Source organism: Brotonthovivens ammoniilytica, assembly GCF_025566885.1.
GTDB classification, from domain to species: Bacteria; Bacillota; Clostridia; order Lachnospirales; family Lachnospiraceae; genus Brotonthovivens; species Brotonthovivens ammoniilytica.
The window spans coordinates 149,560-172,295 of the sequence record NZ_JAOQJQ010000003.1 but is presented as its reverse complement, the minus strand read 5'-3'; the positions used below and the strand labels follow the sequence as shown (position 1 = coordinate 172,295).

The following is a 22,736-nucleotide window of genomic DNA, read 5'->3' as shown; positions in this document are numbered from 1 at the left end:
TATCCTTTCCGTTAATAAAATGAATTTTATATATATTCAAAATTCATTTTAAGTTTCAGTGCAGAAATTTGAGCAGGGTTTTTCTTCTTTTATGAAAGAATGATCTCTTCATCCCTGCACAACGCCAAGTCTAAGATACTCCAATTACAGGCGATTGACAAGTTTTTTTCTCAATTTCTATTATTTTGATAATATTCCGGAGCAATAGGTGAAAAATTGTGAAATATTGTATGTTTGCAGGACTTTAACTTTAACTCCTACCCCCATACAGTCCCTTCTGTTTTTTCATAATATAGTCCCCTCCTGATAACACGCCGCTATATAATCTCTCGGCTGATAATAAAAATCTGTATTATAGTCTGACAAATCTTCATCAATCCATGACGTGTAAACTTCCTGAATTCCATATAAAATTTCATTTTCATCATAACAATCTTCAATTAATCTTTCATATACTTCTCCAATTGTCCAATAATCCGGAACTTTATACTGACAATCCGAAACATTATCAAATTCCCCCTGAGGTATCTCACATTCTATTACAAATTCTGACGCTACTTTATCAATCACTTCACAATGAAACACATCTGCATATTCATATATTCGCTCAATTGTTTCCATTCCCATATATCGGACTACTTCCGACCGTTTTAATTTCTGCAGACGCCCAATATACTCTATAAGACTGCAGACATAAAACAATCCACTATTATTTTTTCTTGCCATAAACTACTTCACTCCCTGTAAACTCCAACGTATTTAATGCAGATACTGTATGAAAGCTGATTTCATTCACCACTTTCTTTCACTCTTTTTATAACTAACAGATGCATAAAACCATTTTAACAAATGCTGCAATCAATATCGTCTGTGTTTCCTGTTCAATTAATTTGAATTCCTTTCCTATCTGCTTTACGGCTGCTTCTGCCCATAATAAGCATCTTTTCCGTGCTTCCGGTAATAATGCTTATCCTGCAGTTCCTGCGGCGCCGTCTGGACACTGGGATTAATCATCTCGCACCTTGCGGCCATTTTTGCAACTTCCTCCAGGACAACTGCATGATGTACCGCTTCCTGTCCGTCTTTCCCCCATGTAAAGGGCCCATGATTTTTACAAAGTACCGCCGGAACTGCCTCATAATCATATTTCTGGAATAGTTCTGCTATGAGAATCCCTGTATTCTTTTCATAGTCGTGATCAATTTCCTCTTTTGTCAGGCATCTGGCGCAGGGAATCTCTCCATACATATAATCCGCATGGGTTGTCCCGTAACAGGGAATGCTCCGGCCGGCCTGGGCCCAGCTTGTTGCCCAGGAGGAGTGGGTATGTACGATACCTCCCACATTTTTAAATGCTTTATAAATTTCTATATGAGTAGGCGTATCCGAAGACGGATTGAATCTCCCCTCAATTTTGTTACCTTCAAGATCCATAATTACCATATCGTCCGGCGTCAGTTTTTCATAATCCACACCGCTTGGTTTAATGGCAAAATATCCGGTTTCCCGGTCAATCTGGCTGACATTTCCCCAGGTAAATGTAACAAGTTGATATTTTGGAAGCAGCATATTCGCCTCATATACTGCCTGTTTTAATTTTTCCAGCATTTTTATTTTCTCCGCTTTTCTTTTCTGAACCCAACAGGCAGACTTTCATGCGAAAGCTGCCACGCTTCAGATTCCATGACAAAATGTAAATTTTCCAAACAGTCTATTTAAAACGCTCAATAGCCGCATTTTCAATAGCCAGTCCATCTTTATACCGCTGAATAAAAGTTTCAAATCCTTCCACATCTTCCGGATCTGGCTTTATGCAGGAACCTGCCTGCCCTTTGAAAACTTTCTCTGAGAGGTATTCACTTAAGCTTTCTGTTTCTTCTTTCCGATCCATATAGGCCGCCAGCAGTGCAATCCCCCAGGCGCCTCCTTCTCCGGCAGTCTCCATAACAGATACGGAAGCATTCATGGCAGCTGCCATGATCCTCTGCCCCACTCCCTGAGTTTTGAAAAAACCGCCGTGTCCAAAGACCTGATCAATACACACACCCTCTTCTTTCAGCAGAATATCCATGCCGATTTTCAAGGCTCCAAGACTGGTATATAAATGCGTCCGCATAAAATTCGCCAGATTAAAACGGCTGTCCGGGGTGCGGACAAACAGCGGACGTCCTTCCTGGCATCCTGTAATATTTTCCCCGGACAGATAACAATAAGAAAGCAGATTTCCGCAGTCTGCATCTCCCTCCAGGGCTTTTTTAAATAATGTGGTATACAGTGTATTGTTATCTATGGAAAACCCGCAGCCTTCGGCAAACTCCCGGAACAGATTCACCCAGGCATTCAGGTCAGATGTGCAGTTATTGGCATGTACCATAGCTACCGGCTCACCAAAAGGGGTTGTCACCATATCAATTTCCGGATGCAGTTTCTTCAACGCTTTTTCCAGAACAATCATAGCAAAGACAGAGGTTCCTGCTGATACATTTCCTGTGCGCACTGCCACACTGTTAGTTGCTGTCATCCCGGTTCCCGCATCTCCTTCCGGCGGACAAAAGGGAATACCTGCCTGCAGCTTTCCGCTGGGATCTAAAAGCTTTGCCCCTTCTTGCGTCAGTCTTCCCGCTTCCTGGCCCGCGGTCAGCACTTTTGGCAGTATCTCTTTAAGTTTCCAGTGGTATGCTTTGTCAGCCAGAAGCTGATCAAACCTGTCAATCAGCTCCCTGTCATAATCTTTAAGATCAGAGTCAATGGGAAACATTCCGGAAGCATCTCCGATTCCAATCACTTTTTCACCGGTTAATTTCCAGTGAATAAATCCAGCCAGCGTTGTAATAAACGCAATCTTATTCACATGATCTTCCTGATTTAAAACAGCCTGATACAGATGCGCAATACTCCACCGCTCAGGAATATGAAAATCAAAATATTCCGTCAAAATCTCTGACGCCTTCTTCGTATTGCTGTTTCTCCAGGTTCGAAAGGGCACCAGCAGATTTCCATTTTTATCAAAAGCCATATATCCGTGCATCATAGCACTGAAACCAATGCCTTTCACCCTCACGATTTCAACTCCATATTGTTTTTTCACATCTTCTGACATTTTCTGATAACTGTCCTGAAGCCCCTGAAAAATATCCTCCAGCGAATACGTCCAGAGATTATTTTCATAGCGGTTTTCCCATTCATGACTGCCGGACGCAACAGGATTATGCTCCTCATCAATCAGTACCGCCTTAATCCTGGTAGACCCAAACTCAATTCCAAGATACGTGTTTCCCTGCAATATCATGTCTTTGACTGCCATCTGTCTCTGGTTCATAAAATCCTCCTCCTGATGATCTCTCATTAGATCATTTATTTGTCTGTATCAGCTCATAAATAGCCTCTGCCGTTTCCTTTTGCTGCTGCTGCCTTGTAACCAAAGCCGTTCCGTCTTTTTTCTGTTCTCCGTAATTTCCGTAATATGCATGATTACCGCCTTCAATCACCAGCTCCTTAAGGGAATCAGGAAGATTATCAAGATCTTCCTGATATTTTTCCCTGCTTAACACCTGATCCTCACTTCCATAAACAGAAAGTACCTTTAAATCCGTATTACTTAAGTCTTTGGTGGAGTAGGCTCCCAGAAGCACAAGGCCATCGTACTGATCTGCATTTCCGTCAAGATATGCAGCTGCCATAGCTCCCCCAAGGGAATGCCCTCCAATATAATAATGTTTATACGAATATTTTTCCAAAATCGTATCAGCTGCATCCACATGAAAAACCGCCAGATTGCATGGCATATGCATCAGATAGCAGGCGATTCCCTGATCTGCCAGCAATTCCATCAGAGGCAGATACGATGTGTACTCTACCTTGGCACCAGGATAAAAAATAAATGCGGTGTCTGTTTTTTCATTTTTCGGAAGGATTTCTATGTACCCATTTTCCTCCTGAATCTGTAAATTGGATTCCTCTCTTTCTTCTGTGGCTACATCCACCTGGCTGTGATAATACTGCTGTACATAAATAGTAAACACAAGCACAATCACTGCTGCTGCAATGCCGGCGGCAAGCAGTCCTTTTTTCCATTTTTTCATTCTATGTGACTCCTGTTTTCCCAGTATACATTCCTCACTGTTTTGTCTGCTTTATTATAATAAAACCTTTCTCATTTATCAATACGAATCCCCAGACAGAAAGGTATTTGTGTTCATCTGTTCTGACCAGACGCAGACAGATTTTCAGTCTAAAATCAACTCTTCCACAGTAACAAGCTGATACCCCTCTTTTTCCAGGGCATCTACAAGCTGCAGCGCTGCATCCACACTTTCCTGAAATTCATCATGCATTAAAATGATGCTTCCGTCCTCTACCTTTTTCAAGGTGTTTTTTACCACCTGATCTGTATTGCGCAAAGACCAGTCAACTGTATCAATATCCCATAATACCTCAATCATTTCTGTTTTTTCCGGCAGCTGTTCCTGACAGCTTCCATAGGGCGGCCGCATAAACATAGGCCGATGCCCGGTTACTTCATATAACAGATCATTGGTATCTGTGATCTGCCTGCATGCCTCCTCCAGGGAAAGGCGGCTTAAATCTTTATGCTCATAGGCATGACAGCCAATAAGATGCCCTTCATCTGAAATTCTCTTTGCCAGTTCCGGATATTGTTCCACCTGCTTTCCAAGCAGAAAAAAAGTTGCCCGTACATTTCGTTTTTTCAGCCCGTCCAGGAGTTTTGGCGTATACTCCTCATTGGGACCGTCATCAAATGTAAGTGCAACTTTTTTTATTTGTTCCGCGGGTTCTTTTGTTTCAGCCTGATAAAAGCTTTCAGTAATTCTGTGATCACTGATATGAGAAGAGAGAAAAAAGCTGCCCGCTGTTATCAAAATTCCAAAAACTAAAAAAATAACTTTTTTCATTTCACAGATCTCTAACATATTGTTTTTATATCATATGAAATGTCTCTCCTGAAATACTACATTTTTTCCAGTTTTTTTGTAAATGCTTCCGCCTCTGCCTCTGTCATAAAATCTCTGTTATACTGATGCTCTTTAATAAACAGCACCAAAACTACCACAAGCAGTGAAGCTATACCAGCTATTACATAAGACATCCGAAGACTTCCCGTAGCATTTAACACATTCCCATTAACGCAGAAACCAAGGGAGGATACCAGCGCCTGAATGGGAAACAGAACGCTGTTTACCTTTTCAAATCCATGGCGGCCGAAAACTGCCGCCGGCAGCGAGGTTGTAAAGTTTGCAGATCCTCCCAGAGCCAGCGCAAACATTACCAGGAATATGTATACACAGGCCTTTACTTCTGTCACCTCAATAAACAGAGCTGCTGCATACCAGATACCAAAGAAAATCATAGTCTTCTTTGTTCCCAGCTTCTGATCCATTGCGCCAATCAGCCAGGAGCCAAAAATTCCGGCAAAAGCAAGAACTGTCATAATGGTAGTTGCCTGTATCTGTGAAAATCCAAGTTCCATATTTCTTACTACCAGCTGTGTAATAATAATAGTGGATACAAACTGGAATCCGCCGGATGCCACTGCCACCATCCAGAAACCTTTTAAACGAAACAGCTTTTTCACAGTCCAGCCGCCGTCTTTTCCGGTCTCCTCGATAAAATACTCTTTCTGATATTCTTCATCTGAAACATTATCAGGATTAATTCCACGTTCCTGAGGAGTATTACGCATCAGCAGTAATCCTGCAAGGGCCAGTACAATTACAAGCACTGCCGGAATAACAACAGCATTAGTAACCCCAAGTCTTGCTACCAGAAAGGTAATTAACGGCACAAAAAATCCCGTTGCCATATTGTGTCCCATGGTTGTATATCCCATGACAATTCCCTTTTTCTTGGGAAACCACTGTGTTACAAAAGCACCGCCGGCAATATATCCTGCGCTCATGGCCCCAATCGTACAGACACAAAGAGAAAAGGCATATACAAACAAACTGTTGGCATGACCCATTCCGAAATAACCCGCTCCAGCCAGAATCAAACAGATAAACGAGGTAACTCTTGGACCGATTTTACGATTCACCGCTCCCATAACAAAGAAGAAGATAACACCGATCATAGCTGCTACCGTTCCCATATTAAGAACACTTCCTGCAGGAATACCAAGTTTTTCTGCAACCGCCGGAGCCACAATGTTAGAACTGTCATTAACCATTCCTGCATAAAACCAGAACATTAACAGACAGAAAACAATTGTTCCCCAGCCTTTTCCGAACCCAAACAATTCACTTTTCTTTTTTTGTTTCAAACCTAAAACCTCCTCATACTTGTAAAATAGGTACAAAAAAACAGAGCATTTCACGTTCTCCACTGCTTCGGAAATACCGGTACAAATACTCTGTAATTTTTATATCTCTATTATATTTTTTTTATATTAATTTTAGAAATTGTAAATATTCATTCATACATGCCGATTTTGAATGGTATTTTCTTCCCAGTGCGGACTTTTATTTTCCCAGAAATTCCAAAGACAAATCTACAAATTTCCGGATATAAATATTGTCCGTATCTTCCCGCCAGGCCATAATATACCCGCTCTCTGTATTTTTAATAGGAACCAGACAATGATCTTCTGACTTCATATCCGCATAGTACTGATCACATAAAAAAATGTCATTTGGGGCCATAAGATTTAATGTCAGGGAATTGGCAGAAGACACATAATTTGTAATATTAGGAGCAAACCCTCCCACACTGCATACCCGATGCAGCTCTTTGACATATTCCGGCAGCTGCATCGGAGAAATGCAGACAAAGTCAGACTGCTTTAAATCTTCAATCGCCAGCACCTCTTTTTGAGCCAGCGGATTTGTTTGATTCATACAGACAGCATGGGGGCATTTCCCCAGCTTTTTCCATCCGATATGTGTCATTTCTTTCTCCTGGAAATCATAAAGTACAGAAAAAATCACATCCACTTCCCCGTGAATCAGCATTTCCCGGATATCCTGGGCTGCATCCGATTCTAAACGTATCATAACGTCTTTATAATTCCTCTTAAAATGCTCCACTGCAGGCAGTAAAAAAGCTTCCGGCCGAAAGGAATCCAGACAGGCAACAACAATTCGTTTGGAGTATCCCTGCTGCAGAATATGGGCATGCTGTATATCCTCTTCAATCTGATCTATCTGATTTCTCCATTGTTCATACAGAAATTTTCCTGCCGGCGTTAATGTAATGGATTTTTTCCCCCGGATAAATACCTGCAGATCCAGCTGCTCCTCCAGACTCATAATCTTTTTACTCAGCGTTGGCTGGGTCAGATTAAAATATTCTGCCGCTTTGGTAATATTTCCATACTCTGCCACTTTTATAAAATAATGAATCTGTCCAAGACTGACATTGCGGATATCAACGTTATGCATCTTAGAATCCTCCTGCTGTTTTTTGCATTATAGCACAGACGCCAAAGAGCGAAAAGCTTAAATATCAGCCTTTCGCCCTTATTAATCATACTGCAGCTGCTTTTCCGGTTTTGCCCAAAAAAGTCTATCTCATCAAGGCAGTCAGAAAAAATTATTTTTTATTTTACCCTTGCTTCCAGTTTATCATTTACCAGATCAATTAAAATAATATCTCCTGCCCGTACAGCATCAGAAAGTATCAATTTTGCAGACAACGTTTCAACATGTTTTTGTAAAAACCGTTTCAAAGGTCTCGCACCATAAACCGGATCATACCCGTGATCTACAATAAACTGCTCTGCCTTAGAACTCAGTTCTACTGAAATCTCACGCTCTTTTAAACGGTTATTTAATTCATTCATTAACAAACCAATAATGTGGCCAATATTATCTTTGGTCAGCGGCTTAAACAGAATGATCTCATCTAAACGGTTTAAAAACTCCGGTCTGAAATTTCCTCTTAACTCATTTAGTACCTGCTGCTCACACTGGGGACTAATATCACCCTGTTCGTTAATTCCTTCCAGAAGATGAGCAGATCCAAGGTTTGAAGTCATAATAATAATGGTATTTTTAAAATCAACGGTACGCCCCTGAGAATCAGTAATCCGTCCGTCGTCTAATACCTGCAGCAGTACATTAAAGACATCGGGATGGGCCTTTTCCACCTCATCAAACAGTACAACGGAATATGGTTTTCTGCGGACTGCTTCTGTCAGCTGGCCGCCTTCGTCATATCCTACATATCCCGGAGGCGCTCCGATAAGACGGGATACCGAATATTTCTCCATGTACTCACTCATATCCAGCCGGACCATATTGCTCTCATCGTCAAAAAGACTTGCGGCAAGAGCTTTGGCTAACTCTGTTTTACCGACACCGGTAGGTCCCAGGAATAAGAAAGAACCAATGGGCTTGCTTGGGTCCTTAATCCCTGCTTTGGAGCGGATAATTGCCTCTGTTACTTTCGTAACGCCTTCGTCCTGACCAACCACACGTTTATGCAGTTCCTCGTCCAGATGAAGTGTTTTATTTCGCTCACTCTCCGTAAGTTTCGCAACTGGAATGCCGGTCCATCTGGAAACAATTCTTGCAATTTCCTCATCGCTGACAGCTTCATGAACCAGAGACATATCTTTTGCTTTTACGATCTCTTCTTCTGCTTCCAGCTGTTTTTCCAGCTGAGGTTTTTTCCCATACTGAAGTTCCGCAGCTTTGTTCAGATCATAATTCTGCTGTGCCAGCTGGATTTCTTTATTTAATGCTTCCAGTTCTTCTCTAAGCTTCTGCACCCGCTCAACGGCTTTTTTCTCATTATCCCACTGAGCCTTTTTTGTCTGAAATTCATTTTTCAGTTCTGCAAGCTCTTTCTGCAGATTTTCCAGACGGTCTTTGCTGAGCTTATCCTCTTCTTTCTTTAAAGCAGTCTCTTCAATTTCCATCTGCATTACCCGGCGGTTTAATTCATCCAGCTCTGTAGGCATAGAATCCAGTTCCGTTTTAATCAGCGCACAGGCTTCATCCACCAGATCAATAGCCTTATCCGGCAGGAAACGGTCAGAAATATAACGATTGGACAGTTCAGCAGCTGATACCAGCGCTCCGTCTGTAATTTTTACTCCATGGAATACTTCATAACGTTCCTTCAGGCCGCGGAGAATGGAAATGGTATCCTCAACCGTCGGCTCGTCAACCATAACCGGCTGAAAACGCCGCTCTAAAGCAGCATCCTTTTCAATATATTCACGGTATTCATCCAGAGTCGTCGCCCCGATACAATGAAGCTCGCCCCGGGCCAGCATAGGTTTTAACATGTTGCCGGCATCCATAGCTCCGTCAGACTTACCTGCACCTACAATGGTATGCAGCTCATCAATAAACAGAATAATTTTGCCTTCGCTTTTTTTCACTTCATCCAGAACCGCTTTCAGACGCTCTTCAAACTCACCCCGGTATTTTGCTCCTGCAACCAAAGCTCCCATATCCAGAGCGAAAAGTTTTTTGTCTTTCAGTCCTTCCGGTACGTCTCCTCTGACAATACGCTGTGCCAGGCCTTCTACTACAGCAGTTTTACCAACTCCGGGTTCACCGATTAAAACCGGATTGTTTTTCGTTTTTCTTGACAGAATCCGGATGACATTACGAATCTCACTGTCACGTCCAATTACCGGATCAAGCTTTTGTTCTCTGGCCCGTTCTACCATATCATAACCGTATTTTTCCAGAGTATCATAAGTAGCCTCCGGATTATCTGACGTTACTCTCTGATTTCCTCTTACAGTGGAAAGCACCTGCAAAAACCGTTCCCTTGTAATACCGTATTCCTTAAAAATCTCTTTTACGGCTGCATTTGGATATTTCAGCAAAGCCAGGAACAAATGCTCTACAGAGACATATTCGTCTCCCATCTGTTTCGCCTCATCCTCGGCACTGATCAGTACTTTATTCAAATGCTGGCCCACATAAACCTGGCCTCCGGATACTTTTACCCGCTGTTCCAAATGTTTCTGAACATTATTGATAAAATGTTCTTTATTAATTTCCATCTTTTCAATGAGCTTTAAGATCAATCCTTCACTCTGACGCACCAGGGCCATCAGCAGATGCTCCTGCTCAATTTCCTGATTGCCGTATTCATACGCAAGCTTTTCGCAGTCACTGATTGCTTCCATTGATTTCTGTGTGAATTTCTGAATATTCATAAAACATTCCTCCTTTCAGGAATATATTCTTGTTTGTTCTATTTTATATATAACACTTTTCCATAAACACGTTATATCACCTTTTGTTAGCACTGTCAAGTGTTGAGTGCTAATTTATTGTAAAAATTTGTGAAGCCCTGATTTTACGGGCTTCACAGAGGTTTTTTACTTGCTTTCGCACTTAATGACACGGCTGTATTTTTTCTCTATACATTTTCCTACTTCAGCAGTCTACATAATTCTTCTTCCGTAATCCCATGAATATAATATCCCACATTCATTTTTTCCACATGATCTTTCAAATATTCGTCTGTACGCAGACCTGTCAGTTTCTTTTCCAGCTCCCAGATCTCTCCATTTCCAAAAAAGTCTCCGAAAAATTTAATCTGCTCTATCACGCCGTGTTCAATCTGCATCTGTGCAGTCAGAAGTCCCCCTGAAAATTTCAGCTCTCTTTTCATATTACAGAGAGGATTTCTTCCGTAATTCCAGTCCCAGGTTTCATACTTTTCTTTCTGAAGCCTTTCAATTTCCTTTTCCTGTTCAGGGGAAAAATGATACACCTCTAACCCGCAGGAACAAAATACCTCCTGTATCAGGGCCTGTTTAAATGCCTCCATGGATATTGGCGTTTTCGCATAAGTATTAATGGTAGTTACCCTGGCCCGCACAGACTTTACACTTTTTGATTCAAACTTTGCCACTTTTACATTCAGTGCATCTGAAACATTCTGCAGATTAGAGTCCAGCATAATACAGCCGTGATGCAGCACCCTGCCTTTTTTGGCATATTGAGAATTGCCGCATATTTTCTTCCCGTCAATCGAAATATCATTTCTTCCATTCATCTGTGCACAGATCCCAAATTTCTTAAGGGTCTCTACCACCGGAAGTGCAAACTTTTCAAAGTCAAATTCAGGATGCTCCCTGCTTCCTGCCACAAAAGTAAAATTCAGATTTCCAAGATCATGGTAAACCGCCCCGCCCCCGGACAGCCGCCTGACAACACGGAGCCCGTATTTGTCTACAAAGGACTGATTAATTTCTTCTAATGTATTCTGATATTTCCCCACTACAATGGTATTCGCATTCTGCCAGAGCATAAAATACTCCCTGTTACGGTCCATTTGTTCAAACATATATTCCTCAAGAGCAAGATTATAATAGGGATTTGTGCTGTTGGATTGTATAAATATCATCTGAATTCCTCCTGCTGCGTACTTAGAGTTCGTAAAATTATAACTGGTAACATCTAAAAATAAATCTTTCAGAATCATATCCTGCAAATCATATGCCATTTCCCATTACATCTTCTGTCCCTGATATACTTTACTTTCAAAAAATCCGGAACAGACCTTTTAAGGTTTATAAAAAAGCTGTAAATAAAATATACACTCCGTATAATTTATATACCAATTACGTCCCAAAACAATATGCTGCTGCCCTGGATATTTCTCTAAACACTGCTGATAAAATATTTATTTTAACCCGTATTTCTCCAGTTTCATATAAAAATTCCGCTTGGATATCCCAAGAAGTTCAATGGCTTTGGATTTATTGCCATTTACAATTTCAAGTACATTTTTTATGGTCTCTCTTTCCATCTTTTCCGTAATTACGTGAAGATTATACCGGTTCTTTTCTGAATCAGATTTCTTGGGCATTCCGGATTTTGTAATCTGCAGTGGAAGATATTCCTCTCCAATACAGGTATCCGGACAGAGAATGGCCATCCGTTCCACACAATTTTTCAGTTCTCTGATATTCCCCGGCCATTTGTAATTCATAAACTGTTCCAAAACTTCGTCAGAGAAACAGCGCATATCATTTGTATTAGAACAAAGGGAATCCAAAAACTGATTTGCCAGCAGCGGTATATCATCCTTTCTCTCCCGAAGAGGCGGAATATGTATTGGAATCACACAGATTCTGTAATAAAGATCCTCCCGAAAGGTACCTTCTTCCACCATATTTTCCAGATCCCGGTTGGTAGCCGTAATCAGACGGAAATTCAGCTTAATGGTTTTTGAGCCGCCCACTCTTGTGATTTCCTTTTCCTGTATGACCCGCAGCAGTTTAGCCTGCATGGGAAGAGGCATCTCCCCAATCTCATCTAAAAACAGCGTTCCGCCGCTGGCCAGTTCAAATTTCCCTGCACGTCCCTGAGGACTTGCCCCTGTAAATGCCCCTTTTTCATATCCAAACAGTTCACTCTCCATTAACGACTCCGGTATTGCCGCGCAGTTCACCTTGATCATAGGACCATCCACATTCACGGAGCTTAAATGAATGGCTTCTGCCAGCACCTCTTTGCCAGTGCCGCTCTCTCCCAGCAGACAGACGGAACTCTGGGTGGGAGCCACATGGGCGCATAAGTTTAGGACTCTTAACATCTGGACCGAATCTCCGATTACATGATGAAAAGATGACGGCAGTTCATTTTTACTGTTTAGCTGCTGTTTTAAATTCATACTCAAAGATTTGTAGTAATTCAGCTGATTGTTCAGTGATGTAATCAGTTTCGAATCATGCTCTACAATCAAAATTCCCCAAAACTCATCTTTTAAAAAGATCGGCACAATATCAGTAAATACATCATGTTCACTTTTTACATCCGGTGCATTAAACAGCTTCTCAATATTTTCATGAGATTTTATAAATTCAGCTAAAATTTCTGCATCTTTAGTTTTTAATGAAAACAAATTCTGATCAAAAATCTGATCTGCCGATATATCTTTGCTGTCCTGCCACAGCTCTCCGTAATAATCCAGATATTTTTGATTATAGTATCTAAAATCCCCCTCCTTATCAATAATCAGTATTTTTTCATCCAGCTGGTCCAGCACAAAAGTTATAATCTCCAGCACATGTTCAGCAGGCAGGTTTAAATATGACAGTTTTTTCTCCATTTTCCTTCTCCTTTCAAAAATCTGTCCTATATATTTCTATTTTATCAGAAATTTTTTATTTGTCTCTATTTGTAGTCTTTTTTTTATCTGTTACATCCCTTTTACTATTTCCATGTTTGTTTTACAAATCTGGCACCGGTTTTGCTTCTTAATTTTAATATCTAAGACAGATCATATACATACCTGTCTCATTCATCTTATTACGATCACAAAGGAGGTATTACATTATGTCAACAATTGATGAAGAAGGACGCCGGATCCGCGAATGCATCCCTCTGGAAGGACTGCGGGCTGTGATTTCCCAGAATATGTCAAAAAGCAAACTGGAGTTTCCCCAGGGAACCGGTTCTGCTCAGCTGGATATTACCAGACTTATGGAATTCCGCCGGGAAGTAAATGAAAAATTAAAAGACAGCGGCAGAAAAATCACCTTTGGGGATCTGTATGTAAAAACAGCCGCATGCGCCATGGAAGAAAACATGGAATTAAATGGTTCCCGGCAAAACGGGCAGCTGATTTATTATGACGATATCAATATCAGTGTTGCAGCCTCTATTAATGGAGTGCTTATGACCCCTGTCCTGGAACATGCAGATCAAAAAGATATTGAAGAAATATCCGAAGAGTTAAACAAAACATACACCTATCTGAAAAAAGGCAAACTTATGAGAGTCAAGCTGGAAGGGGCTACTTTTTCTGTCAGCAATCTTGGTTCCTATCTTATTGATGACCAGCATCCCTTTTTAAATCCGCCTCAGGCAGCTATCTTCGGAATCAGCCGCAACCGGGTGCTTCCGATTTACAACGAAGAAGGCCAGATTGTCCCCGGCAACATGACGTTATTCAGTCTGACCATTGACCACGGATTCGCTGACGGCGTACTGGTTGCCAAATTTTTAGAAAGTGTTAATAAAGTTCTTAAGGATCCTTGGAAGTACATGTATCATAAAGCATCTGGCAGGGAGGCATAAATCTATGGCTTATCAACGATACTTAATCGAATTTGGCCAGGGAAGCGATCTGCATGGGGAGGACCAGACAAAAGCTGCCATCCGTGCAGTAAAAGACGCCATGCACCACTGCTGTATGGCCGGTGTTCATGATATTTTCGGTCTGAGTGCTTCCCGGGAAAATATCCGTATCAAGGCTCAGATTTTTGTCCCGGAACCTGCATCTGTTGATCCCAAATCCATTGAAGCGCTTCTTAATATGTACGATACGGAAATTCAGATTCTCTCCGGCGGTGCTTCCTTTGAGGGACTGTATGTACCGGAACTGGGGCACGGGCACAATATAACCATTGCAATTGCTGCTCTGACTGTCTATCTAAATATCTTTGAAGGAGGAAACTACCATGAATAATTATCAGGCAGCCGTTATCGGCGGAGGACCAGGGGGATATATCGCTGCCATCCGGTGTGCACAACAGGGACTTCGTACAGTTCTCATTGAAAAAGAAGAGCTTGGGGGAACCTGTTTAAACAGAGGATGTATTCCAACAAAAACTCTGCTTTACAGTTCTGATCTGTTTTATGATATTCAAAACTGCAAAAGCCTTGGCATAGAAATCAAGGGAGATATTGATTTCAAATATAAAAAAATAGCAAAACGCAAAGATAAAGTTGTAAAACAGCTTCGTTCCGGCGTTGAAGCGCTGGTAACCGGACACGGAGTAGAGCTGGTGCGCGGGGAGGCCGCATTTACAGGTCCTCACTCTTTGAAAGCAGGGGAGGAAGAATATACCGCCGAAAAAATCATTCTGGCCTCAGGTTCTACACCGGCTCTGATTCCTATCCCCGGTGCAGATCATGAAAACGTTTTAAATTCAGATGATGTGCTGGGGCTGGAAGAATGTCCGGAATCAGTTGCCATTATAGGAGGCGGCGTCATAGGAGTAGAGTTTGCCACTCTTTTTGCTAATCTTGGAAAAAAAGTTACAATTATTGAAATGATGCCCTCCATTCTGTACGGCATGGATTCTGATATCTGCAGCCTTATGACCACACTTCTGGCAGAAAAAAACATCGACATACATGTAAATGCAGCTGTCTGTGAAATCAAAAACGGCTCAGAAGTCATTTTTGAAAAAGACTCTCAGCTCTGCCAGGTTTCTTCTGAACAAGTCATTCTTGCTGTTGGAAGAAAACCAAATACAGCCAGTCTGAATCTGAAAGCGGCCGGTGTAAGATGCAATGAAAAAGGTTATATTGAAACAGACGCCCATATGCAGACCAATGTTCCCGGCATTTATGCCATCGGTGATATTACAGGAACCATTCAGCTGGCCCATACCGCCACCGCTCAGGGAATCATCGCTGCCGGTCACTGCGCCGGTTTGGACCGGACCATGGACTATTCTGCTGTCCCGGGCTGTATTTACACAACCCCCGAAATTGCATCCGTGGGACTTACCGAAGAAAAAGCTTCTGCCGCAGGGGAACCGGTAAAAACCGGATACTTTGATATTTCCGGAAACGGCCGTTGTCTGGCAGTAAACTGTTCCAGCGGTTTTGTAAAAATCATCTGCCATGCCAACACAGAGCAGGTTATCGGATGCCATATCATTGCCCCCCATGCAACGGAAATGATCGGAGAAGCCGCTTTAGCTATCCAAAATAAGCTGACGATAACTCAGCTGGCCAATACTATACATGCTCATCCAACGGTCAGCGAAAGCATTATGGAAGCCGCCCATGATGTTCATGGAATGTGCTGCCACAAACTATAGTCCTGTATACAGGTAAAACCGGTTTTCACCGGTTTTACCTGACAGCTGACAAGAACAGCTCTTTTAAAGGAACCCTTCTATTCTTCTGTATTTTCATCTTTATTTTATCCAGGTCATATGTTTTGGAACCTTCACACAAATTCCCAATTTTTCCAAAGACTCACAACGTTTTTTCATGATCTGGCGGGCCATAATTCTATAGCTGAATCTGTCATCCTCTGGAAACGGCAAATGATAGAGCATTACACAGCGGGCTCCCAGCTTTTGTAAAAATTCTTCTGCACAGCTGTCCCCAAGCTGATACAGATTCAAAAAAGCCATCTTCATATGCTCCCCGTAAGCCCCTAAGATTTTGGCATCTTTTACATCCAGCACAGCGTCTCCCGCTATGTAAAAACTCTCTCCCCCCAGCCGCAGCAGCACAGATTCATGGGGAGCCTTTTGATACCCTTCCCCATCATGCATTGTCTTTTTCGTCAATACTTCCCCGCTTCCTACAGACAGGCGTTTTACTCCTTCTGCCAATGGCTCAGGCTTTACTGCTTCCGAATAAGCTGTCGGTGTATACACTGCCGTTTCACAGGAAGCTCTCTGTAAAAATCTCTCTGTTTTTTCTTTATTAAAATGGTCCTCATGGAGGTGTGTAAAAACAAAACCGGATACGCATTGAAACAGCCCTGTGCCGCACTCCATATCCTTTATCAGTTCATCAGGCATTAACGACATGCCAACACCACTCCCATCATGAATACCGTCAATCCAGATTCCCGTGTTTTGAAAATAAAAGTACAGACCGGCATTTACAGAATGAAATACTGACGTTTTCATTATGTCTCCTTTCATTGTTCCAAAAACAGACGTACGGGATTTTCATCCGCACGCCTGTCTGTATCTTTTTTATGGCCCCAGAATCTGATCCCCAAGCTTTTTCTCAGCTTCGTCCCGGGCCGCATATTTTTCCTTTAATTTCTCTGACAGCTTCGGCGGTTTTAAAAACAGCGCTACAAACGCTACAATTACCGCAAATGCCGCAGATATATAATACGCATTTGATAAAGTTCCGGTAGAAGTCAGCACCGCTCCGCAGATAACGGAAGATATAGAGGCAATAATTGTCAGTACCACATTGCAGTATGGCTGCAGGGCCGCATAATTTTTAGGTCCGTAATAAGAACACACACCGTTCATAATCGCCGACAGAATCGGTCCGTCTGGAAGTCCCGCCAGAGCCATAGCCAGAATAATCAGCCAGATACTATTATTCACCGTTCCAATATCAAACAGCAGATACCCGATTCCACAGATCAGTGAAATCAAGAACAGTGAAATTTTAGGGCTGATACGGTCCGTGATGCGGCTTAAAAGAAGACTGCCGATCATAATAAACAGGCTCAGCGCTGAAATCAGGGAGGCCGCTTTTAGTTCTCCAAATCCATTCATCACCATATGGGTAATCCCGAAATACATAATGGAACAATACCCAAAGGTAACGCCTCCCCAGGCAATTCCCATAAACCAGATCTGCGGGGTGCAGACAGCATCCTTGACATCCCAGTTTACGGCAGACTGATAGTACCCCCTCTTCTTTCCAACTGCTTTGCTGCTGTCCGTTTTTTCTGCTTTCGCTTCCGTATCTTCCCCGTCAATCTTAAGTCCCATTTCAGCCGGATGATCTTTCATAAGAAACCATTGGGGAAGCGCCGTAATCACAACCAGCAGTACAGCCATAATGATCAGAGACGTTTTCCAGCTGAAATTCATAAATAACAGAGCAACAATGGGTGGAAATACAACACCCCCAAGACCGCCCAGCGCCTGGACATATCCGCCCTGCTCCCCCCGCCGGCGGTTCCACCAGTTATTTACAATGGTAAAGCAGGCCAGCTGATCGTTAAACAGCATACTAAAACTTACAGCAATTCCATAAACAAGTACAAAGATCATCGGCGAATCTACCCAGCCTGTAGCTGCCAAAAAGACAGCTGTAATCAATGTTGTTACACAGATACATTTTCTTGGTCCTACTTTTAACAACAGCAGTCCCACAATCGGTAAAGATAAGCCCAAAACAGATTTAATGGTATATGTCATACTAACCGACGCGGCATCCCAGCCTTTGACTAAAAGCAGCTCACTGATTATATTTCCGGAAGAGGCAGACAGCAGTCCATTAGAACCAAAATAGGTCAGTCCTGCCAGCAGAGTAATCATCCAGCCATAATACAATTTCTTTCTATTTCCCTGTGCCATTCTTTCTTCTCCTTTCCCCTGTAAAATCTCTGTAAAAACCCGCTCCGTAGACTAAATCATCTTCATAATTTTTTCAAGTCTCGCTCATGCGAGACTTGGTGCGCGATTCGGGTCAGCTTTGCTGACAACATTCTATACCGAATCGCTGCACCTCCTGGCGGAGCGTATATCAGTGGCGGGTGTCAATCCCACATCTGATATACAGCTTTCCTGATCTGCTCTTTCGTTACAACAGTGTCCATTTCGGGACTTAAGGAAGGTATCGCTGTCATAGGTGTGCAGGCCCGGACGGGGGCTGCTTTTAAGCTGTCCATAGCTTCTTCTACCACCGTTGTAATAATTTCGGCGCAGGGCCCGAATTTGTAGGGCGCTTCATGGGTAACCAGCAGACGTCCTGTCTTTCGAACAGAAGTAATAATCGTCTCTTTATCAAATGGACACATACTGCGGGGATCAATAACTTCAAGATCAATCCCCTCCTCTTTCAGCTCTTCTGCCAGCTCCATTACGTATGTATAAGGGCGGTGCCAGCATACAACCGTAAGATCTTTTCCCTCTTTTGCAATACGTGCTTTTCCCAGAGGAACAATATAATCCTCTTCCGGAATTTCATCTTCTACGTACTGCAGGCTCCGGTTTACTAAAAACAGTACAGGATCATCGTCACGGATAGCTGCTTTCATCATTCCTTTTGTATCTGCCGCAGTGGTAGGACATAAAATCTTAAGTCCGGGTACATTTGCCAGCCAAGCTTCTGCTTTCTGAGAATGATTGCATCCGCATCCGGCGCCCACTCCGCCGCAGGTCACTACAACCATAGGGCATTTCACCTTTCCGTGGGACCAGAACCGGATTTTAGCTGCCTGATTGGCTAACGCGTCAAATCCAAGACTTAAAAAATCCTCAAACCCAAGTTCCGCTATGGGCCGCATTCCAGCCAGAGCCATACCAACTGCACTATTGCAGATCAGCTGTTCTGTGATAGGCATTGGAATCAGACGGTCTGGTCCAAAATTCTGGGCCAGCAGCGGGTGAGATGTGGCTCCGCATCCGGTCTGCACATCTTCTCCAAATAAAATGACATCCTCATCACGAAGCATTTCCTCCAGATACGCCTCATCCAGAGCATTATTTAATGTTATCTTTTTCATCGCAGTCCCTCCATCGGCATTGCCCACATTGTCTCCGGGCGCAGCATTTCTTCTATATCCACCTTGTTTGCAGGATCTAAAGACTCTTCATAAACCTCATTGGCAATCTTACGGATTTCTTTTTTTATCTGTTTTTTCATTGCATCCAGCTCTTCCTGTAAGGCCACATGATTTTCCACCAGTATTTTTTCGTAGCGGGGAATGGGATCTGAATACCTCTCCATCATTTCCTCATGATATTTTGGATCCCGGTACCATCCGGTATCGCCGTTAAAATGTCCTTTCACACGGTAAGTGCAGGCCTCAATGAGGGATGGCATGGAATGCTTTCTGGCCCGGTCAAGAGCCGCATCCGTCACCTCGCGCATTGCCATTAAATCATTTCCGTCCACCGAAACCGCATCAAGCCCGCAGGCCCTGGCCCGGTCCGCAATATTATCATTTGCCCGGTAATAAGACGGGTCGGTATTCATGGCCCAGCCGTTGTTTTCTACTAAAAATACCAGCGGCAGCTTTTGAACCGCCGCCCAGTTAAGCGCCTCGTGGACAACGCCCTGATTAAAGGTACCGTCTCCCATCAGCTGTATCATTGCTTTCCCGGGGGACTTTCTTTTTAATGCAAATGCATATCCACAGGCAATGGGCGCTCCTGCTCCCAGAATGGAGGGGTTAGGCACAAAACCAATTTCCGGCAGACACAGATGAAAATCACTGGATGTTCCTTTGCTGTATCCGCTTTTTAATCCAACCTGCTCTGCCAGAAATTTTCTCAAATCCAGGCGGTACAAATGCAGAGGGCGGCATCTGTGAGACGGCATAAACGGTTCGTCATCTTTCAGTGCGTGAGCTACTGCAGTTCCAATGGCCTCCTGATTAATACTGAAATGAAACATCCCCTGAAGATGCCCCTGGTTATTCTGGCGGTCCAGTTCCAAATCAAACAGACGTCCTGTCACCATCGTCCGATACATTGCCAATAATTCGTCATTTGAATATTTCATAATATGTCACCCCCATGTTTCCTGTTTGTTATACGGATAATCCGGCGCATCCTTATCCACTTTAATCAGCACTTTAATGGATTTATCTGCATCCATGGCCACCTGGAAAGCCTCGTTTAACTCTTCCAGTGAAAATACATGTGTAGCCAGATCCCTTACATTTAATGTTCCGTTGTTGATCTCTTCCACTGACTGTCCAATGCTTCCATACAATCCGCCCAGCACCTGTACCTGCTTTAACTGAATCCACTGAGGGGACACCAGAGCCATTCCCTCACAGGTTCCAACCGTACATACTTTTCCGCCAGGCTTTGCAATCTGTATTGCCTGGGCCCAGGCTTTTGCATTTCCGGAGCATTCATAAACAATATCTGCATTGCCGCTGATCCGGTCTCCGTAATTGTATAAAAACTCCTTATTTCCCCACAGATCAATGACAAAATCCAGTGTGTCTCCATCTGTGGATGGATTGCAGATATGATGGGCTCCCATTTTCTTTGCAACATCCAGCCGCAGCTTCGAATAATCCGCCACAACAATCTCCACATCCGGGATTTTTAAAAGCTGCTGCAAAACGCTCTCTCCGATAATTCCCGCGCCAATAATTACGATATTATCGCCGGGCTTTGGATCCGGAACCTGATACCATCCGGCCCCGGTGCACATCGGTTCACACATGGCAGCCTCCAGATCATCCGCGCGGTCATCTATTTTAAACAGCGATACCCCCGGAATCACATCATGTATCAGAAAGTATTCTGCAAATACCCCATCTACACCAAAGCCCAGTCCGGAAACCGCAATATTTTCACATCCCCATGCCAGCTCCCCTTCCGGTGTTTCCCGGCAGGCCTGGCAGTGGCCGCAGAACTGAATATTTGTTCCGGTCACCCGGTCTCCGACCTCATATCCCTGTACCTGTTCACCCTTTTCCACAATCACCGCACTGGCCTCATGACCAATAATCAACGGCAGCCTTGGAACAAACAGCCCTTCTTTGTAAATGGGAAAATCGCTTCCACAGATGCCTGCATACTTTGTTTTCAGCAAAACGTCCCTGGGACCCGGTTTGGGAATGGGAAGCTCTCTTAAAACCAGCTTTCCGGGTTCTTCCAGCACCATGGCTTTCATCATACCTTCCATGACTTCTCCTCCTTATATTTTTTATGAAATTACAAAAAACCCCTGTTTCTGGGCCGCTTCCAGTGTCCTGGCAATTTTTACACGAACCGGCCCGCATCTTCGGATACATAATTCTATTTCATCGCCGGAACTGTATTTCACTTCACGTTCTCCATCAAGAGCCAGCATTCCGCTCTTTTCCATTTTGTAAATTACACTCTCATTCAACGGAATTTTTTTTATTTCTGTCACCTGCACCGGTGTAATTGTCCCAGCTGCCAAAGAAACTTTCAGATTTGGCGTCCCGATTCCACAGTCAGCCAGAGCTCCCCAGTTATCCTGGGGACTTACGGTCAGCGTACATCCCAAAATTGCTGAAAATCCAATCGCTGAAGGATGACACTGGGTGACCATCACTCTGCTGATATCCTCTCTGCTCCAGATCGCTTTCGCACCGGAATACACAGTATCTGAAAAAACCGCATCAATCAGAGCAATATCACAAAATGTTCCGTTTACAGATACTTCAATCTGCTTGCACCGTTCAAAACAGCTATCATCCAGTCTGATTCCCTGCGCAATAGCCGCAGCCGCTATACCGGCTGCAGTGCCTTCTGATACTTCCGGAAACACATTATTGGTTCCGGTAGATATGGAAATTAACGGGAGATCCATCATTCCTTTTGCCGCAGCCCTGCTGGTGCCGTCACCCCCCAGCACAATCAGCACATCTGCCCCCTGCTGCCGGGCATATTCTGCAAATGCAGTGGTATCTTTCTGACTGTCAGAACAGGGAAGATCCGGACAGAAAACCATTCCTTCCGGAATCAGCTTAAGATCTTCTTTTAAATGCGCATTGATCTTCTGGGCAAAATATGATTTTTCCGGCATAATGCAAAATCTGTGATCTCCAAACTGAGAGGCAGCTAATATAATGCGCTCCATAATATTTTGTTTTTCACGGTTATTAAATACTGTGGCTGAAGACACCAGCCTGCGGATATCCCTTCCCGAAGCCGGATTCGCCGCAATTGCAATCAATCCCATAGATCATCCCCCGTGTCAAATACGTACCGAATTTTTAAAACAGCCATCCAATGCATATGACTGCATCAGATGGCCAGACATCATACATGATCTACCTATTTATTAGTCTTCGTCTTCGGCATCCATATATCCAAGTACGGCTCCCACCGGATATACTTCGCCTTCCTTTGCGATAATTTCAATGACAGTGCCGGTATATAAAGACTCCACCTCTGCATCCATCTTCTCAGCTTTCACTTCCAGCAGGCCGTCGTCTTCCTCTACATGATCTCCTACACTTACCATCCAGTTGAGAATTTTTCCTTCTTTCATCTGCGCTCCAAAACGAGGCATGTTAATTTCTACTTTTGCCATAATTTTTTTCCTTTCTTCTACCTTTCATTTATTTATAGT

Annotated in this window: 20 protein-coding genes; 3 read left to right on the top strand and 17 right to left on the bottom strand. The window is 43.2% G+C overall.

Annotated elements, in window-relative coordinates:
• Positions 1-285: 285 nt before the first annotated feature.
• The 10 genes from OCV88_RS08840 to OCV88_RS08795 form a co-directional block, all read right to left on the bottom strand.
• On the bottom strand, positions 286-726 hold the full coding sequence (locus OCV88_RS08840; RefSeq protein ID WP_158425143.1) for a hypothetical protein: 441 nt from the start codon (positions 724-726) through the stop codon (positions 286-288).
• Between the two features lie 186 nt (positions 727-912).
• Entirely contained in the window at positions 913-1,608 is a 696-nt protein-coding gene (locus OCV88_RS08835; RefSeq protein ID WP_158425142.1) for an L-ribulose-5-phosphate 4-epimerase, read from the bottom strand.
• A 103-nt stretch (positions 1,609-1,711) separates the two neighbouring features.
• Entirely contained in the window at positions 1,712-3,319 is a 1,608-nt protein-coding gene (locus tag OCV88_RS08830; protein WP_158425141.1) for a xylulokinase, read from the bottom strand.
• A gap of 31 nt (positions 3,320-3,350) precedes the next feature.
• Positions 3,351-4,082, bottom strand: a complete 732-nt coding sequence (locus tag OCV88_RS08825) for an alpha/beta hydrolase (protein WP_158425140.1) — start codon at positions 4,080-4,082, stop codon at positions 3,351-3,353.
• Positions 4,083-4,226: 144 nt separating this feature from the next.
• Positions 4,227-4,913, bottom strand: coding sequence for a polysaccharide deacetylase family protein (locus OCV88_RS08820; RefSeq protein ID WP_262591071.1), 687 nt, complete (start codon positions 4,911-4,913; stop codon positions 4,227-4,229).
• Positions 4,914-4,969: 56 nt separating this feature from the next.
• Positions 4,970-6,277: an MFS transporter gene (locus OCV88_RS08815; RefSeq protein ID WP_262591070.1), complete on the bottom strand. Its 1,308-nt coding sequence runs from the start codon at positions 6,275-6,277 to the stop codon at positions 4,970-4,972.
• Positions 6,278-6,476: 199 nt separating this feature from the next.
• Positions 6,477-7,394, bottom strand: coding sequence for a LysR family transcriptional regulator (locus tag OCV88_RS08810; protein ID WP_158425138.1), 918 nt, complete (start codon positions 7,392-7,394; stop codon positions 6,477-6,479).
• Between the two features lie 158 nt (positions 7,395-7,552).
• Positions 7,553-10,135: an ATP-dependent chaperone ClpB gene (clpB, locus tag OCV88_RS08805; protein ID WP_158425137.1), complete on the bottom strand. Its 2,583-nt coding sequence runs from the start codon at positions 10,133-10,135 to the stop codon at positions 7,553-7,555.
• Positions 10,136-10,353: 218 nt separating this feature from the next.
• Positions 10,354-11,334, bottom strand: coding sequence for a lipoate--protein ligase (locus tag OCV88_RS08800; RefSeq protein ID WP_158425136.1), 981 nt, complete (start codon positions 11,332-11,334; stop codon positions 10,354-10,356).
• 279 nt (positions 11,335-11,613) lie between these two features.
• Positions 11,614-13,044, bottom strand: a complete 1,431-nt coding sequence (locus OCV88_RS08795; protein ID WP_158425135.1) for a sigma-54 interaction domain-containing protein — start codon at positions 13,042-13,044, stop codon at positions 11,614-11,616.
• A 227-nt stretch (positions 13,045-13,271) separates the two neighbouring features.
• Between OCV88_RS08795 and OCV88_RS08790 the strand changes: the two genes are divergently transcribed.
• Genes OCV88_RS08790 through lpdA form a run of 3 tightly spaced genes read left to right on the top strand, consistent with a single transcriptional unit; the run spans position 13,272 to position 15,772 of the window.
• Positions 13,272-14,015, top strand: a complete 744-nt coding sequence (locus OCV88_RS08790; protein ID WP_158425134.1) for a 2-oxo acid dehydrogenase subunit E2 — start codon at positions 13,272-13,274, stop codon at positions 14,013-14,015.
• Between the two features lie 4 nt (positions 14,016-14,019).
• Positions 14,020-14,406 carry a Lin0512 family protein gene (locus tag OCV88_RS08785; protein ID WP_158425133.1) on the top strand — a complete coding sequence of 129 codons (387 nt, stop codon included), beginning with the start codon at positions 14,020-14,022 and terminating at the stop codon, positions 14,404-14,406.
• A complete protein-coding gene (gene lpdA, locus OCV88_RS08780) occupies positions 14,399-15,772 on the top strand; it encodes a dihydrolipoyl dehydrogenase (RefSeq protein WP_158425132.1) in 1,374 nt (457 codons plus the stop codon). The genes OCV88_RS08785 and lpdA overlap by 8 nt, the downstream gene beginning before the upstream one ends.
• A gap of 99 nt (positions 15,773-15,871) precedes the next feature.
• Here the strand turns inward: lpdA and OCV88_RS08775 are convergent, their stop codons facing one another.
• The 7 genes from OCV88_RS08775 to OCV88_RS08745 form a co-directional block, all read right to left on the bottom strand.
• The gene (locus OCV88_RS08775; RefSeq protein ID WP_158425131.1) at positions 15,872-16,600 is read right to left on the bottom strand and encodes an MBL fold metallo-hydrolase; all 729 of its coding nucleotides are present in this window, start codon (positions 16,598-16,600) and stop codon (positions 15,872-15,874) included.
• Positions 16,601-16,669: 69 nt separating this feature from the next.
• A complete protein-coding gene (locus OCV88_RS08770) occupies positions 16,670-18,022 on the bottom strand; it encodes an MFS transporter (protein WP_158425130.1) in 1,353 nt (450 codons plus the stop codon).
• Positions 18,023-18,204: 182 nt separating this feature from the next.
• Entirely contained in the window at positions 18,205-19,173 is a 969-nt protein-coding gene (locus OCV88_RS08765) for an alpha-ketoacid dehydrogenase subunit beta (protein ID WP_158425129.1), read from the bottom strand.
• Positions 19,170-20,174 carry a thiamine pyrophosphate-dependent dehydrogenase E1 component subunit alpha gene (locus OCV88_RS08760; protein WP_158425128.1) on the bottom strand — a complete coding sequence of 335 codons (1,005 nt, stop codon included), beginning with the start codon at positions 20,172-20,174 and terminating at the stop codon, positions 19,170-19,172. The genes OCV88_RS08765 and OCV88_RS08760 overlap by 4 nt, the downstream gene beginning before the upstream one ends.
• A 6-nt stretch (positions 20,175-20,180) precedes the next feature.
• The gene (locus tag OCV88_RS08755) at positions 20,181-21,317 is read right to left on the bottom strand and encodes a zinc-dependent alcohol dehydrogenase (RefSeq protein ID WP_158425127.1); all 1,137 of its coding nucleotides are present in this window, start codon (positions 21,315-21,317) and stop codon (positions 20,181-20,183) included.
• 21 nt (positions 21,318-21,338) lie between these two features.
• Entirely contained in the window at positions 21,339-22,343 is a 1,005-nt protein-coding gene (locus OCV88_RS08750; protein WP_158425126.1) for an NAD(+)/NADH kinase, read from the bottom strand.
• A gap of 102 nt (positions 22,344-22,445) precedes the next feature.
• Positions 22,446-22,697 (bottom strand): biotin/lipoyl-containing protein, encoded by a 252-nt coding sequence (locus tag OCV88_RS08745; RefSeq protein ID WP_158425125.1) that lies wholly within the window; start codon positions 22,695-22,697, stop codon positions 22,446-22,448.
• Between the last annotated feature and the right edge of the window lie 39 nt (positions 22,698-22,736).

Excerpts from the sequence above, each read along its gene's own strand:
- OCV88_RS08840 (WP_158425143.1), bottom strand. The coding sequence starts at position 726 with ATGGCAAGAAAAAATAATAGTGGATTGTTTTATGTCTGCAGTCTTATA.
- OCV88_RS08835 (WP_158425142.1), bottom strand. The coding sequence starts at position 1,608 with ATGCTGGAAAAATTAAAACAGGCAGTATATGAGGCGAATATGCTGCTT.
- OCV88_RS08830 (WP_158425141.1), bottom strand. The coding sequence starts at position 3,319 with ATGAACCAGAGACAGATGGCAGTCAAAGACATGATATTGCAGGGAAAC.
- OCV88_RS08825 (WP_158425140.1), bottom strand. The coding sequence starts at position 4,082 with ATGAAAAAATGGAAAAAAGGACTGCTTGCCGCCGGCATTGCAGCAGCA.
- OCV88_RS08820 (WP_262591071.1), bottom strand. The coding sequence starts at position 4,913 with ATGAAAAAAGTTATTTTTTTAGTTTTTGGAATTTTGATAACAGCGGGC.
- OCV88_RS08810 (WP_158425138.1), bottom strand. The coding sequence starts at position 7,394 with ATGCATAACGTTGATATCCGCAATGTCAGTCTTGGACAGATTCATTAT.
- clpB (WP_158425137.1), bottom strand. The coding sequence starts at position 10,135 with ATGAATATTCAGAAATTCACACAGAAATCAATGGAAGCAATCAGTGAC.
- OCV88_RS08800 (WP_158425136.1), bottom strand. The coding sequence starts at position 11,334 with ATGATATTTATACAATCCAACAGCACAAATCCCTATTATAATCTTGCT.
- OCV88_RS08795 (WP_158425135.1), bottom strand. The coding sequence starts at position 13,044 with ATGGAGAAAAAACTGTCATATTTAAACCTGCCTGCTGAACATGTGCTG.
- OCV88_RS08790 (WP_158425134.1), top strand. The coding sequence starts at position 13,272 with ATGTCAACAATTGATGAAGAAGGACGCCGGATCCGCGAATGCATCCCT.
- OCV88_RS08785 (WP_158425133.1), top strand. The coding sequence starts at position 14,020 with ATGGCTTATCAACGATACTTAATCGAATTTGGCCAGGGAAGCGATCTG.
- lpdA (WP_158425132.1), top strand. The coding sequence starts at position 14,399 with ATGAATAATTATCAGGCAGCCGTTATCGGCGGAGGACCAGGGGGATAT.
- OCV88_RS08775 (WP_158425131.1), bottom strand. The coding sequence starts at position 16,600 with ATGAAAACGTCAGTATTTCATTCTGTAAATGCCGGTCTGTACTTTTAT.
- OCV88_RS08770 (WP_158425130.1), bottom strand. The coding sequence starts at position 18,022 with ATGGCACAGGGAAATAGAAAGAAATTGTATTATGGCTGGATGATTACT.
- OCV88_RS08765 (WP_158425129.1), bottom strand. The coding sequence starts at position 19,173 with ATGAAAAAGATAACATTAAATAATGCTCTGGATGAGGCGTATCTGGAG.
- OCV88_RS08760 (WP_158425128.1), bottom strand. The coding sequence starts at position 20,174 with ATGAAATATTCAAATGACGAATTATTGGCAATGTATCGGACGATGGTG.
- OCV88_RS08755 (WP_158425127.1), bottom strand. The coding sequence starts at position 21,317 with ATGGAAGGTATGATGAAAGCCATGGTGCTGGAAGAACCCGGAAAGCTG.
- OCV88_RS08750 (WP_158425126.1), bottom strand. The coding sequence starts at position 22,343 with ATGGGATTGATTGCAATTGCGGCGAATCCGGCTTCGGGAAGGGATATC.
- OCV88_RS08745 (WP_158425125.1), bottom strand. The coding sequence starts at position 22,697 with ATGGCAAAAGTAGAAATTAACATGCCTCGTTTTGGAGCGCAGATGAAA.